This is a genomic window from Pectobacterium carotovorum, from assembly GCF_033898505.1.
In the GTDB taxonomy this organism is placed as follows: domain Bacteria; phylum Pseudomonadota; class Gammaproteobacteria; order Enterobacterales; family Enterobacteriaceae; genus Pectobacterium; species Pectobacterium carotovorum_J.
On sequence record NZ_JAXAFK010000003.1, the window covers coordinates 501462 to 515195 of the forward strand.

General features: G+C 54.3%; 12 protein-coding genes. 3 read left to right on the forward strand and 9 right to left on the reverse strand.

Going from position 1 to position 13734, the window contains the following annotated elements:
* Positions 1-22: 22 nt before the first annotated feature.
* The 4 genes from R9X49_RS16890 to R9X49_RS16905 form a co-directional block, all read right to left on the reverse strand.
* Positions 23-2080 carry a DUF2207 domain-containing protein gene (locus R9X49_RS16890; RefSeq protein WP_319849493.1) on the reverse strand — a complete coding sequence of 686 codons (2058 nt, stop codon included), beginning with the start codon at positions 2078-2080 and terminating at the stop codon, positions 23-25.
* A gap of 4 nt (positions 2081-2084) precedes the next feature.
* Positions 2085-2627, reverse strand: coding sequence for a LemA family protein (locus R9X49_RS16895; protein ID WP_319849494.1), 543 nt, complete (start codon positions 2625-2627; stop codon positions 2085-2087).
* A gap of 214 nt (positions 2628-2841) precedes the next feature.
* Positions 2842-3891, reverse strand: a complete 1050-nt coding sequence (locus R9X49_RS16900; RefSeq protein ID WP_039475775.1) for an NAD(P)-dependent alcohol dehydrogenase — start codon at positions 3889-3891, stop codon at positions 2842-2844.
* Between the two features lie 138 nt (positions 3892-4029).
* A complete protein-coding gene (locus tag R9X49_RS16905) occupies positions 4030-4647 on the reverse strand; it encodes a LysE family translocator (protein WP_319849495.1) in 618 nt (205 codons plus the stop codon).
* Positions 4648-4898: 251 nt separating this feature from the next.
* Between R9X49_RS16905 and R9X49_RS16910 the strand changes: the two genes are divergently transcribed.
* Positions 4899-5783 (forward strand): LysR substrate-binding domain-containing protein, encoded by an 885-nt coding sequence (locus R9X49_RS16910; RefSeq protein ID WP_319849496.1) that lies wholly within the window; start codon positions 4899-4901, stop codon positions 5781-5783.
* Between the two features lie 19 nt (positions 5784-5802).
* The gene (locus R9X49_RS16915) at positions 5803-6969 is read left to right on the forward strand and encodes an MFS transporter (RefSeq protein WP_319849497.1); all 1167 of its coding nucleotides are present in this window, start codon (positions 5803-5805) and stop codon (positions 6967-6969) included.
* 70 nt (positions 6970-7039) lie between these two features.
* On the opposite strand, the gene R9X49_RS16920 is transcribed toward R9X49_RS16915, so the two are convergent.
* Genes R9X49_RS16920 through R9X49_RS16930 form a run of 3 tightly spaced genes read right to left on the reverse strand, consistent with a single transcriptional unit; the run spans position 7040 to position 9654 of the window.
* A complete protein-coding gene (locus R9X49_RS16920) occupies positions 7040-7858 on the reverse strand; it encodes an ABC transporter ATP-binding protein (RefSeq protein ID WP_319849498.1) in 819 nt (272 codons plus the stop codon).
* Complete coding sequence (locus R9X49_RS16925; protein WP_319849499.1) at positions 7855-8619, reverse strand: ABC transporter permease; 765 nt, start codon at positions 8617-8619, stop codon at positions 7855-7857. Before R9X49_RS16925 ends, R9X49_RS16920 begins: the two co-directional genes overlap by 4 nt.
* Before the next feature lie 15 nt (positions 8620-8634).
* Complete coding sequence (locus tag R9X49_RS16930; RefSeq protein ID WP_319849500.1) at positions 8635-9654, reverse strand: ABC transporter substrate-binding protein; 1020 nt, start codon at positions 9652-9654, stop codon at positions 8635-8637.
* Between the two features lie 336 nt (positions 9655-9990).
* Between R9X49_RS16930 and R9X49_RS16935 the strand changes: the two genes are divergently transcribed.
* On the forward strand, positions 9991-11649 hold the full coding sequence (locus R9X49_RS16935; protein WP_319849501.1) for a DUF1963 domain-containing protein: 1659 nt from the start codon (positions 9991-9993) through the stop codon (positions 11647-11649).
* A gap of 104 nt (positions 11650-11753) precedes the next feature.
* On the opposite strand, the gene R9X49_RS16940 is transcribed toward R9X49_RS16935, so the two are convergent.
* Together R9X49_RS16940 and R9X49_RS16945 are read right to left on the reverse strand one after the other, a co-directional pair.
* A complete protein-coding gene (locus tag R9X49_RS16940) occupies positions 11754-12449 on the reverse strand; it encodes a YjjG family noncanonical pyrimidine nucleotidase (RefSeq protein ID WP_319849502.1) in 696 nt (231 codons plus the stop codon).
* Between the two features lie 14 nt (positions 12450-12463).
* Positions 12464-13678 carry an MFS transporter gene (locus R9X49_RS16945; RefSeq protein WP_319849503.1) on the reverse strand — a complete coding sequence of 405 codons (1215 nt, stop codon included), beginning with the start codon at positions 13676-13678 and terminating at the stop codon, positions 12464-12466.
* Positions 13679-13734: the final 56 nt, after the last annotated feature.

The following is a 13734-nucleotide window of genomic DNA, read 5'->3' on the forward strand; positions in this document are numbered from 1 at the left end:
CCAAAGCACGGTATTGATGATTCTACCAACCGCCTCCACCGCCGCCACCGGAACCGCCCCCCGACGAGCCTCCGCCGGAAGAGCCCGAACCACTGGAACTGCCGCCTCCCCCGCCAGAACCGGAGTTCACCACCGTCCTTGACGAGGCGCTACACGCGCTGTTGAACTGGGAAATGCCGTCCCACTGCGTACTGGAGAACACGTCAGAGACCATTTGGTGGCTTTTCAGATACTGAGCAAACGTATTGGCCCAGGTTTCCCCCACGCCCAACGCCAGCGCATAAGGCAGCATACGTTCAAAATGAGTCACTCGTTCATCGGGCGGATACAGCGTCTCATAACGGCGCTCTTCTGCGGCGCGGAGGTACAAGGTCATCCCTTTGGCTATGGCCAAACCATTCAACCCTTTCTGGGTATGGCGCGGGACGATGCAGAAGAACCCCAGACACAATAACAGGCTGACCAATAAGGCCCCCTGATAGTCTGTCGGCAATTGAGACGATGTCAGTAAGCGAAACAGCCCGAGACCAAACGGCAGTGTGAAGAGAAACCCGGCCACCACCAGAAAAAGCGAGGCTTTACTTTTCTCACTATTCTTTAGCTGCGCGGAAAAGCGTGCGTATTTAATTAATTGCAGACACAGCATCATACTGAACAGCAGGAAAGGCATGCCGATGACCGTGCTTATTGCCGTCCAGAGATTGAAGAAAAAGCCATACAGCACCGGAACCAACAGGCTTAGCGCGAGACCCGCCCTCACAGCTCCTGCAATCGATAAAAACAGCGTCGGGTGCATTTTTTCATAATGCGCCTCTTGAGCTTTACGCGCCTTCTGCATTGGCACCGAACGCATACTGGTTTCCGTAATATCCAGTTTCTTCGTCTTGCCGGGAAACAAGGTGCTGAGGAGCTGTTTATCCTCAGGTGTCAGCGTCATGGACTCGCTTTCAGGTAAGCGAGTGAGCCACTGCTCTTCTCGCCTCTGCGTCATACCACTTCGGCTTTTTCTCGGCTTATGGATGACTTTTGTCAGCGCAATCGCACGCCTGGCAACCAGATCCAAGACATCACTGGAGAAAGCCACGTTATCGTAGGTTCGTTGACAGAGGTAACGTACATAGCCGGGATAAATGCCATTGGGAACGCTATACAACGGCATGACTGCGGGTTTCGTTAAGCCAAGGGGGGTTATATGCTTACTCCACCAAAACAGGTAGTAAGCCACGATCAGAAAGGGAGGAAACCACAGTATCCCGCTTTTCAACGCGGGCGAAAGCCAATTCCCCAGCAGAGAATCCTCTTGCGGTGCAGGGGCGGAAGCCAGAATACTCCGCGGCCAGGTGTAGGCGACCGTTACGCCTTCCCCCGAATGCAGCGGCGCGAGCGTCTCGATACTGCCATCTGCCAGAATGCGGGCGTTGTCGCCTTTCCTGCCCACCGGACCGGTATAAACATCAATCGATTGCAGGCGGGTATCTTTACCGCTGGCAGAGAGAAACGCCGCTTGCTCCGGCAGGTTCAGGCGAAAACGCACCTGATTGATGGGATAGTTCCAACCGTTGCCGGTGACGTTCCAATACAGCTCATCCCAGTTGGGAAAGCGGCTGAAATGGTTACTCACCTGATACTGAATACGGTAGCGGTAGACTCCGGGTTGCAGTTGACGATCGGCACGACCAATCAATACCTTAATCTGTTCACCCGCCTGATCGATGCTGTAGCTTTCCGGCTCGCCATCTCGCAGCACCTGCGTAATCTGGTATGCCAGCCGGAACGTACTGCCGTCCTGCCGATACCAGACTAGCGGGAGCGTGCGGAAAATCCCTCGTTTGATCTGCTCGCCGGTCGACTGAACCTGAATGGTCTCATCCACCAGCATGGTGCCATCCGTCTGAAAGCGTGCCTGCGAATCAAACAGCAAAATACGTTCGTCCGCTAGCCGGTCATCAACGTTAGCGCCCGGCGCGATGCTAACACCAGGGATAAACGTATTATCCAGCGCGTTCGCCTGAACTAAAACACTCCATGCGAGTAAAACCAGCCAGCCGCAACGGCGCAGCGCATCCACCCACCTTGCCATCACGTCACTCCATCCGTGGAACATCACCCTCTGCGGGATTCTCCAGTTCAAAGAACGCTTCGGTTTTAAACTGGAACAGGTTGGCGATTAACAGGCTGGGGAAGGATTCCACCTGAATATTCAAATCCCGCACCGTGGCATTGAAATAACGGCGCGACATCTGAAGCTGCTCTTCAATTTCAGAGAGCGATTGCTGCAAGGCGAGGAAGTTTTGGTTAGCTTTCAGGTCAGGATAAGCCTCCGCCAGCGCAAAAAAGCGCCCCAGCGTTCCTGAGTATTCCCGTTCATTCTGAGCAATTTGCCGCGTGCTGCCAGTCTGGCGGGTGCGCTGACGGGAAAGGGCTTCCAGCAGATCTTTTTCGTGCTGCGCGTAACGCTTGACCAACGTCAGAAGATTGGGAGCCAGATCGTGCCGGCGCTTTAGCTGCACCGCAATGCCGCTCCAGGCTTCATCTTTAAAACGTCGCAGAGATATCAATCGGTTGTAGGTAAAAATCGCCCAGATAACCACCAGACCAACCAGAGCTAAACCAAGATAAATTTCCATTTTAAACTGTCTTTTCGCTGTGATAGAGAAGGAAAATCAACGCGTTGGTATAAAGGTATGACGACGAATAGTACCGCATCCACGCGTCGTTGGTGACAGGAAATTACAGCGGCTTGATTTTTCTCATGATGTCGAGAAGGCGTGATAAATCACTTGATACTTGATGATAGTCCCACAGCGTCGGGAGGAAGTCAGTGCTGTGGAACTCAGCTAATTAAGCGTTCAGCGTGGCGTTATCAATGACGAAGCGGTATTTCACATCGCCTTTGAGCATCCGCTCGTAGGCCTCATTGATTTCGTCGGCGCGGATAAGCTCAATATCAGAAACAATCCCGTGCTCGGCACAGAAATCCAGCATTTCCTGCGTTTCAGGAATGCCGCCAATCATCGATCCCGCCACCGTGCGGCGTTTCATGATCAGGTTGAACACGTTAGGAGAAGGATGCGGCGATGCTGGCGCACCGACCAGCGTTAGCGCGCCATCACGCTTCAGCAGAACCAGAAACGCATCCAGATCGTGCGGCGCGGCAACGGTATTCAGGATTAAATCGAAGCTGCCCGCGTGTGCCGCCATTTCTTCCGCGTTACGAGACACCACGACCTCATTGGCGCCTAGCGCCTTAGCATCTTCACGTTTGGATTCAGACGTGGTGAACGCCACAACATAGGCCCCCATGGCATGCGCCAGTTTGATCCCCATGTGGCCAAGCCCGCCGATACCGACGACGCCGACCTTCTTACCCGGCCCGGCATTCCAGTGGCGCAGCGGCGAATAAGTCGTAATCCCCGCGCACAGCAGCGGCGCGACAGCAGCCAGCTCCGCCTCAGAGTGACGGACGCGCAGCACATAGCGTTCATGCACGACGATCTGCTGAGAGTAACCGCCGAGCGTCCAGCCGGGCTCATCCGCCGTCGGGCCGTTATAGGTGCCGACCATGCCATCACAGTAGTTTTCTAAACCATCATCGCATTCTTCACAGTGTCGACAGCTGTCCACGATGCAGCCGATACCCACCAGATCGCCCGCCTTAAAGGCGGAGACGTGGGCACCTACCGCCGATACCCGCCCGACGATTTCATGGCCGGGCACGCAGGGAAACTGTGTTCCTGCCCATTCAGCACGCACCTGATGCAGGTCCGAGTGGCAAATGCCACAATATGCAATCTCAATCTGGACATCGTGAGCTCCCGGCGCACGGCGGACGATCTGCAACGGTTCGAGAGGTTTATCGCCCGCATGGGCCCCATACGCATGTACAAGCATGGCTATTTCCTTTTCTGTTGAGAAACCGATTATGTTGAGAAATTGATCATGTTAAGAAATCGACTATTTTCCTTAATCCCTCAGCAGACAGGTATAGCATTCCGATGGTTTTCTTGCCTGATCCGATGAATTGCCCCCTCAGAGGGTCATTTTGGTCAACGCCAGCGAAGCGCCTAACGCAATCAGCGCAACGCCGATACCTTTGTCGACCAGACGTTGCCTGTCGAGCAGCCGACGACGCATAGCCGGGGCGGCAAAAAACAGCGCAACAATACTGAACCAGACCCAGTGCGCCACCGACATGAATAACCCGTAGCCAACGTTATGGCTTATTGGGCTACCAGGCTGCACAACCTGAGTATAGGTGGCGACGACAAACAGCATGGTTTTCGGGTTAAGCGCATTGGTGAGAAAACCCATGCAAAACGCGGCAAACGATGACGGTGCATGACCGGATGCCTCTTCCAATGTTATTTTTGTCTTATTGGTTAACGACTTATATCCCAGATAAATCAGATACGACGCCCCCAGAATCTTCATCACCATAAATATCATCGGGGAGCTGACAATGAATACCGCAATGCCAAAAACGGTATACATCACATGGATCTGGACGCCGCAGGCAATGCCAAACGCGCTGAGTAATCCGGCGCGCGAGCCAAAGGCATAGCTATTGCGGGTCACCATGGCAAAATCAGGCCCTGGACTGATCACCGCCAAAATGGTGATCGTCGCGACGGCAATTAACTCATTCATTAACGTTTCCCTTGTTCGGCAAACCATCTTTTTCACGATGATTTTGCACAGATAGGTGACAGACGGGCTAAAAAAGGAAGGCAAAGATGACTGACGAAATACGGCCATCAACAATGCCAACCTCACGATAATTCCTCATTATTTAAGCCATTACCTCTCTTATTGTCTGAGGGCGGTGTGATTATTCAGCGTTTGCATGTGGCAAAAAAGCGATTTATCTTGGTGTAAATCTGTCAAATTTCATCGCGTATATGAAACTTCCCTCGTTAGCCTCTTTTCGCTTCTTTGAAGCGGCCGCACAAACAGGTAGCTTTGTTAAAGCCGCCGAGTCCCTGCATGTCACGCATGGCGCCGTCAGCAGGCAGATCAGATTGCTGGAAGAGGCGCTGGGGGTTGAACTATTTGAACGACGTAACCGCGCGATCTTTTTAAACGCAGCGGGCCGTTCTTTGCATACGGTCACGCAGTCCGTTTTCGAGCAGCTCGAAGGGGTAGTTTATCGGCTACAGCAAGGTGCGCAGGATGACGTGCTGACGCTGTCATGCGAGCCCACGATTGCCATGAAATGGCTGATTCCACGGCTACCGGCGTTTAATCAGGCAAACCCCGATATCAAACTCCATCTGGTAGCGGCAGGCGGGCCGATTGATTTTGTGCGCAGCGGCGTTGACCTTGCGCTGCGGCGTGACGATTTTCACTGGGATCCGCAAACACATGGAGTAAAGGTGTGCGACGAATGGATGGGGCCGGTAAGTCGCGACAAAGCCGAGCGTAAAAACAGTCTGGAAGGGATGCGTTTGCTCTATACCGGAACGCGACCAAAAGCGTGGGCAACCTGGCAACGGCAGACGCATGTTTCCATCAAAGGCAGCGTCAGAGCGGACTACGAGCACTTCTATCTGTGTATTCAGGCGGCGGTCTCGGGGTTGGGCATGGCAATGGCGTCTTTCCTGATGGTGCAGGACGAGATTGCGAGCGGACAACTGCATGCTCCTTACGGATTTGCGCAGGATGGTTCAGCTTATTATCTGCTGTCGCCCATCCCTCTTGAGCAAAATGAGAAGCACGTACGATTTCATACCTGGCTAATGCAGGAAGTGTCCACCTGCCTTTCCGGGGTGGAGGACGCCTGTTAAACCCGCAACTGGAAAGACAATGACAGCACATTCCCGTGAAACCCATTTCACGACACTGAACATGATTATCGCCGCCTCGCTTGTGGGGCTGGTGACAGGATACACCCTGCCGCTGATCAGCCTGAAGCTGGCCGAGCACGGGCACAGCACGGCAACACTCGGCGTTCTGGCGGCCCTTCCGGCGGCAGGGATGATGCTATCTTCTTTCGTTACACCGTGGCTCAGTCGCCGTCTGCACGCCAGCTATCTGCTCTCCGGCAGCCTGATTATTCTGGCGGCATCCACCGTTGCCTCATTCCTGCTGTCACACCCTGTTTCGCTCATTTTCCCCCGTCTGTTAACCGGGCTCGCCTCGGGTGTTTTGGTGGTACTGGGAGAAACCTGGGTCACCAGTCGGGCTTCAGACAAACACAAAGCGACGCTGACAGGGCTGTATGCCGCCGTTTTCACCGGGTGTCAGCTGATAGGGCCGCTGCTTATTGCCGCTGGCGAGTCGATGCAAACCTATGCCCTGTGGGTCATTTGTGGCATCTCCGCCGCGTGTGCGTTCATGCTGAGGAACTGCGCCACGATGGTTCAGGCAGAGGAATCGTCCTCAGCGTCTTATCGGGATCTTATCCCTTTTCTCCCGGCCATCGCCTCTGGCGTGCTCTGCTTTTCCTTCTTCGATGCCAGCATACTTTCGCTCTTTCCGCTTTACGGCATGGAACAAGGTTTAGACGAAAAATCCGCGATCTTACTGGTTACGCTCATCTTTCTGGGCGATGCCGTCTTTCAGACGCCGATTGGCTGGCTGGCAGACAAATGCGGCATCATAAAAACCCACCTCAGCTGCGGCATCCTTTTCTGTGTGATGCTGGTACTGATCACCTTCTCGTTTTCCTCCCCTACACTTCTGATTCCCGTCTGTATCGTTCTGGGCGCTGCCGCAGGCGGGCTTTACACGCTGTCTTTGGTTCGGGCGGGGCAGCGGTTTGCCGGCCAGCGACTGATTGTGATGAATTCCCTTCTGGGGCTGGTGTGGTCTGCGGGCAGTATCAGCGGGCCTCTATTCTCCGGCGCAGCCATTACCTTTTACGGCTACGACGGCCTGATTGCCACCTTGCTGCTGACCGGCGTACTGTTTGTCGGCATACAGGGCGTATTAAGAAAAGAACGTTTATCGCGTCCACTGGGTGAAGAGTGAATGTAGGTATCAGGCTTACCAAACCCGCTACGGCCTGGTAAGCCTGAAAGGGATACGGCAGATGGACTGCTTATGCGGCCATTTCGCGTTTGAACACCGCCAGCGTGTGCGCCTTGACGCGAATAAACTCAGGATCGCTCATCGCCTCCGCACCGCGTGGACGCGCTAAATCAAACGGAACAATCTCCGACACTGTCGTGGGTCGACGCGTCAGCAACAGGATTTCATCCGCCAGAAACACCGCATCCTCCAAATCATGTGACACGATGACCATCGTCACGCCAGTCGCCAGTTGAACCTCTTGCAGCTTGTCGCGGATAAACAGCGTCATCTCAAAATCCAGCGCGGAGAACGGCTCATCGAGAAACATCACCTCAGGCCCCGTCGCCAGCGCCCGCATGATACAGACCGTCTGCTGCTGCCCGCCTGAAAGCTCATACGGATAACGCTGAAGATCGAAACGAATATCAAACATCGCGATCAGCTCATCCATTCGTGCCTGAACGTCTTGCTGCCGCATGCCGCTGCGCACCAGCGGATAGGCAATGTTCTTCCAGGCGCTCATCCAGGGAAAAAGCGCATCACGATAGTTTTGAAACACATAGCCAATTCTGGTTTCCGCCAGCGTTTTACCATCAAACAGGATATCGCCGCTATCAACGGGAATCAGCCCGGCAATCATGTTCATTAGCGTCGATTTACCACAGCCGTTCGGCCCGAAAATCGACACGATCTTGCCGCGCGGCAAATCCAGATTCAGATCGGTATAGAGCGGCTGACCTGCAAACGACTTATTCAAGCCACGAATGGTAACGTGAGTGTTCGGTGCCGGATAAGGCGGCAGCGCGGTATCCGGTTTTTCCACTTGCGCGGTATGAGGTGTCATCATGCTTTGCCACTCCAGTGAACAATTCGTTTTTCTGCCAATAAAAACAGGACGTTAAGCAGATATCCCAGTGCCCCCGTAATCAGAATAGAGGCGTACATATCCCGAATATTGAACACCTGCTGCGCATCGATAATGCGGTGCCCCAGTCCCGTTTCCGAGCCAATAAACATCTCTGCGACAATCACAATGACCAACGCCATCGACACACCGGTACGCAGGCCGACAAAGGTTTGCGCCAGGCTTTCCAGCAGCATGATGTCTTTAAAAATATGCCAGCGGGAGATCCCCATGACCTGTGCCGCCATCAGACGGGTTTTCTTGGCATTCATCACGCCGTAGGCGCTGTTGAACAGAATCACCAGCACGGCCGCAAAGGCCGAAATAGCAATTTTATTCGCGTCGGTTATGCCGAAAATCAGCAAAAATAGCGGGATCAGCGCTGACGACGGCGTAGAGCGGAAGAAGTCGATCAGAAACTCCAGGCTGCGGTAGATCTTTTCATTGCTGCCCAGAATAACGCCGAGCGGCACGCCAATCAGTGCGGCAAAACCAAATGCGGCGAGCGTACGGTACAGCGTCGCGCCGATATCCGTACGCATGCTGGCATCCGCGAAGGACTGGAACATATAGCTCAACGTGTCGACCGGCGACGGTAATAAAATGGGGTTCAGCCATTTCGCGCTGACCGCCAACTGCCAAAAGAGAAACAGCAGAATCGGGCCGACAGCGGGTAATAATTTAGACGTCCAGTGCTGGCGCATAATCGAGCATCTCCCTTAAGGCTGATAAATCAGGCTGCTGACATCTACTGGCTGCCGGAAGATTTTTCTTTCGGTGAACACGTCATAAAACTTCTGGAACCACGCCAGATTGTCGCCTTTTAGCTCGTCGTACATGACAAACCCCGGCAACGGCACCTCTTTACTCAGATCGGCCTCAATACTGGTGTATCCGGTGATGTGCTCACGAGCCGCTTCCGGGTTCTGCTGAATAAACTGCACCGATTTGGCATAGGCCTGCGTGAAGCTTTTTGCGTCCGCCGCACGGCTGTCGATAAAACCGCTATTTAATGCCGCCGCACCGCCAAACCACGGCGCATCGGGGTTACCAAGCACATAGCGTGAGATCACGCCGGTTTCCAGCGTACGCGACAGCCCTTTCAGTCGCCCCACCGTTCCCGTGGGTTCCAGCGTATAAACCCCGTCAATCTGACCCGCGGCCAGCGCCGCGGCATGCTGCCCGACCGGCAATTCCGTCACGCGCAGTTCATCTGCCGTAAAGCCGTTTTTCTCCAGAATAATTTTGGTCATCACCACATTCTGAATACCCGGCCCACAGGCGATACGTTTGCCCTTCAGCTCCGCGATACTTTTTACGTCGCTGTTTAACGGCACCAGAAATTCATCCAATACCATCTGATGATTCGACGGGTTCGAGCAGATGATCTTGAACAAACCGGGTGAGGTAATCTCGCCTAATCCCAATGCGCCGGTGGCTGTACCGTTGGCGCATCCGTGTATGCGCCCCGTGATCATCCCCTCGACAATCTGTTGCGGGCTAGCGAATTTCACCGCTCGCACGTTCAGCCCTGCCTCTTTGAAAAAACCCCGTTCAACACCCACGTATAAAGGCAAACCGCCCACAATAGGCCAGTAGCCAATACGGATTTCTTCACCTTCGGCAGCAAAAGCCATTCCCGGCAGCAGACTGCTTAGCGTCAGCGCGCCTGCGCTAACCGCTGACCACTTCATCAACTGCCTGCGTTTACGATCGATCTTGTCATTGTTATTTTTCATTGTGTTCCCCCTTCAATGGTGAGCTAACAACAGCTGATAACCATCAGCCTGAAAAAACCGATCAGGTCGATTGCCTGAGTCGCGCCATCTTGTACACAAGACGGTATATAAGACTAAGCACAGGCCGTGCCATGTTTATCAACACCACAAAACCCAGCAAATACGCTGCTCCCGTGGCGTTAGCGCACCAAAAAAAAGCAAAACGTTACAAAAATGCATTACGAGTGATGCAGAGTGACGCTGCCATCAGCACATCGCCTTCTTGCTGAGGCAAACAAATGTGGCATCATAAAAGCTCCATCAGAGGCGATATTCTTTTTTACGTTAGGGACTGTCATGCCAATCATGCACACGGATGTTTTATCCATCGATTTCCCCTCAAACTTCACGTCCATTGAGCAGATAGGGCAAGGGGTGCTCGGCCAGTACGCCACTGACGATGGCATCGTTGCGCTAAATATTTACCCGGTGAGTGGGGAACTGCTGCATGAAGTAGAAACGGGGCAAGCAGAGCGATATCGCACTTTCTGCGGCAAAAGCTATGGCAAACTCACCTGGCTTGAAGAAAAAACGTTAGCCCTTGAAAACGACAGCGCATTGTTAATGACGGCTGAAGGGATTTACGGCTTCGCCTACGTGTTCGCGTTTATCCGCTTAACGGACACGGTTTGCCTTTTCGCTGGGGGATACTGCCCGCAGGATCGGCGACAAGAACATTTCAAAACCCTGGAAACCGCGCTGCGCAGCCTGCGGATTGTCACCACAACCCCAGAGATGGCATTGCGTCGCCATCGGGAAGCATTAGAGGAAGAAGAGGCGGGGGCCAACGCCATTCCAGAAAACAAGGTAGAAATAAAGCAGGAAGAAACAACCGAGACGCCAACCTTTCCTCCTGCGCCCATAGATCCAGCCTTGCTCCCGCTGCTGGCGGAGCATTCTCCGCAGCGACAACACCTTGTGAATACGCTGCTCTCGGCGGATGCCATAGTCCCTATCGCCCATGCTGTAGCTGGCACCTTACGCAGCAGCGTCGATTTCTATCATGGCACAGAGGACGACCAGACAGCGCAGGGCAACCATCGGCTGGGTGGCCTGCCGGATTTACCTGTCGATATTCCCTACCCTTGCGTCAGCGTCACCGAAGACACCTTGCTCGAATACGAGGAGTGCTGGCAAGAAGGTGAAGACGAAAAAGACGTGTGCATTTTTCCCTGGGACGACGCCACACAGAGCTATCGTGTACCGCTGGAATTTATTGCACAGATAGACTGCCGCACCTTAGCCCCGTTACAGGACTATCTGCCGCGTGAGGGAACCCTATTCTTCTTTCTGGAATGTGGAAGCAGCCCTGTAACAACCCGAGGGAAAGTCATCTATGTGCAGGATGCCGCACGTCTGTGCAGCGGGATGCGCTTTGCAGACCTGGCCTTCAATGACGAGAAGACGCTCGGGCAGAAGCCTGCACTCAAACTGCACCCGAGAACCAGCGTCGCCGTCCCCAGCTTTTACGCATTGTGCCAGAACCCTCATCTTGATGCCCTATTGTGCTCACGTCTGAGTCAGGAACAGCAGGCAGCATTGCATGATGATGCGTATGACAATGCGCTGTCCCGTCTTGGCTTTGCGCAATATTACGCCTGGCAGTTGCGGCAACTGGGGGCATTCAACCTGTTACCCGATAGTAAAGCGACAGAAGAGCAACTCGCCTGGATGGTCGAAAAGGAGATGCTGCCATCGGACTTTCCACCTGATGCCCCGTTGCCTGAATATCAGGGCATTGCCCGAGTCAACGGCTGTGGCTTCAGCCAGCATGAATTGCCAGAGTTGCAGGCAGCACAGCAATTGGGCGGCGAAGCGCAGGACTGGCTGGTGCTGTTTCAGGTCTGTCTGGACGGGCAATTTCAGTGGGATGACGGCACGCTGAATTTCATCATCCATCGCACCGACCTTGCAGCCCTACGCTTTGACCGCGTATTTCTGGTCTGCGACTACTGAGGATGTGCATGTTGCCAAAGCTAAGTGGGCAATCTTGATAAGCGCGACGACAATCCACCGCGAATTAATCGTGGTGATTGTCGTCGATGCGGCATGGTACGGGCTTAAGAGCGGGTACCGATCTGCGTGAAGACAGCTTGCAGGGTTGCGGCCTCGTAGGTTGGCGCGATGTCCGAATCGTTGGCAGCCCCGCCTGCATTGAACCAGCAGCTATCGATACCATAAAGGTTCGCCCCCAGAATATCGGCATCGAGCCTGTCGCCCACGATGATCGCCTCGGCTTTTTTGAACGAACTGAACTTGCTGGCGGAGAACTCGAAGAAGCGCGCATCCGGCTTGGCAAAGCCGCAAGCCTCAGAAGTGGCAACAAACGAGAGACAACCCGCCAAACCCGAGTTCGCCACCCGCTTCGCCTGCACATACTCAATGCCGTTGGTAATAATGCCAACTTCACCGATCTCGGCAAGCGCTTCGCATAGCTGCACCGCGCCATCCACCAGCACCACGGTCTCAGGCAGGCACTCCAGATAGAAGTTGCTCGCCTTGTGCGGATCGATATCGATGCCATGAAGGGAGAAAGTGCGACGGAATCGTTCTACTTTCAGGAAATCCTTGGTGATTCCTCTCTTCTCAAACTCGCTCCATAGCCGAGAATTCTCGCGCTGATAGTCTGCAAACAGGGTCGTATTTTCAATATCGATACCAAGGTTCGTCAGCGTACGCGCAAACGAAAGACGCTCAGAGGCTTTGAAGTCCAACAGCGTGTCGTCAAGGTCAAACAGAAAATGGCGGTATTTCATAAATGGTGGTTACTCTACATCAAGGAATCGCTTCTGACGGAGACGGCCTGTGCTGACTTAGCGGCCGTCAGCGCGCGGTTAACGCCCAGAAGCACAACGAGGAATGATAGCGTCAAGAGCCCAATCATCACCCACGGAAACGCGCCCGGCCCTGCATTGCTGAGGAGCAATCCTCCAATGACGCCCCCTGCGGCCACGGCAGTGTTCCACGATGTGGTAGACATCGACTGTGCGACGTCCACGGCATCAGAGGAAAGGTGAGTCATTGCCGTTTGCGTGACGACGGAGAATCCCCCGAAAGAGATACCCCACATAAAGACTGCCAGAACCAGAATGAGCTGTACATCGGACCAAAGGCCCAGAAGGAGCGTCGCCGCGGCGAATAAGAGCACTTCGGCAGGGCCGAGACGCTTGAGGTTCCCATCAACAATAATGCCTGACAGCACAAGGCCAAACACCGCACCCGCCCCGAAAATGAACAGCACGCCGTTGAGCCAGTCCCCCATGGCGGAAGCCGCGAGGAAAGGTTCGATGTAAATATACAGAATGTTGTGCGTGACGATGTAGGTGAGGATCAGCGCAAGCGTCGCCCCGACGCCGCGCTTAGAGGCAACCTGAGGCAGCGATAACCGCTTATCCGCCGATTCACCTGGGAAATCGGGAGCAAAAAGCGCGATCCAGACAACAAGGAGCACCGCAATGGCCGACACGAGTCCAAATGCGCCCTGCCAGCCGATGACTGACCCGAGAAGGCCGCCAATCGGTACACCAAGCACCAGCGCGGCCGTAGAGCCCGCACCGACAATGGCGATGGCACGCCCGAGTAACCACCGGGGAACCATACGCGAGGCGTACCCGGCCAGCATCGACCAGACCACGCCACCGAACAAACCGGCAACAAAGCGGGCGGCCAGTGATAAAACGTAGTTGTCGGAAAAGGCGGTCACCGCATTCACGACGGCAAATCCGCTAATCGCGATGAGCAGCAGAGGTTTACGCCGCATGCCGCGCGTCAGCGCCGTCGCGGGAATCGCAGATAACAGCGCCCCCAGAGCAAACGCGGTAATGAACTGGCCGGCCAGACTTTCAGAGACAGCAAGACCCGCCGCAATCGCACTGAGAAGCCCTGCCGGCATGATCTCGGTCAGTAAGGTCAGAAACGCGGCTGTCGCAAGTGCGAGGAGCTTTAACACGGGGAGAGACGGGGTTTGGATTCGATTTGCACTCAAAATGATTATTTACCTGTAACACTGGCCTGTCGTAACAAACTGAATGTAGTAACAAA

Bases quoted from the DNA above. Each gene is read 5' to 3' on its own strand.
- R9X49_RS16925 (WP_319849499.1), bottom strand. From the start codon at position 8,619: ATGCGCCAGCACTGGACGTCTAAATTATTACCCGCTGTCGGCCCGATT.
- R9X49_RS16890 (WP_319849493.1), bottom strand. From the start codon at position 2,080: ATGGCAAGGTGGGTGGATGCGCTGCGCCGTTGCGGCTGGCTGGTTTTA.
- R9X49_RS16940 (WP_319849502.1), bottom strand. From the start codon at position 12,449: ATGAAATACCGCCATTTTCTGTTTGACCTTGACGACACGCTGTTGGAC.
- R9X49_RS16915 (WP_319849497.1), top strand. From the start codon at position 5,803: ATGACAGCACATTCCCGTGAAACCCATTTCACGACACTGAACATGATT.
- R9X49_RS16910 (WP_319849496.1), top strand. From the start codon at position 4,899: ATGAAACTTCCCTCGTTAGCCTCTTTTCGCTTCTTTGAAGCGGCCGCA.
- R9X49_RS16895 (WP_319849494.1), bottom strand. From the start codon at position 2,627: ATGGAAATTTATCTTGGTTTAGCTCTGGTTGGTCTGGTGGTTATCTGG.
- R9X49_RS16920 (WP_319849498.1), bottom strand. From the start codon at position 7,858: ATGATGACACCTCATACCGCGCAAGTGGAAAAACCGGATACCGCGCTG.
- R9X49_RS16930 (WP_319849500.1), bottom strand. From the start codon at position 9,654: ATGAAAAATAACAATGACAAGATCGATCGTAAACGCAGGCAGTTGATG.
- R9X49_RS16900 (WP_039475775.1), bottom strand. From the start codon at position 3,891: ATGCTTGTACATGCGTATGGGGCCCATGCGGGCGATAAACCTCTCGAA.
- R9X49_RS16935 (WP_319849501.1), top strand. From the start codon at position 9,991: ATGCCAATCATGCACACGGATGTTTTATCCATCGATTTCCCCTCAAAC.
- R9X49_RS16905 (WP_319849495.1), bottom strand. From the start codon at position 4,647: ATGAATGAGTTAATTGCCGTCGCGACGATCACCATTTTGGCGGTGATC.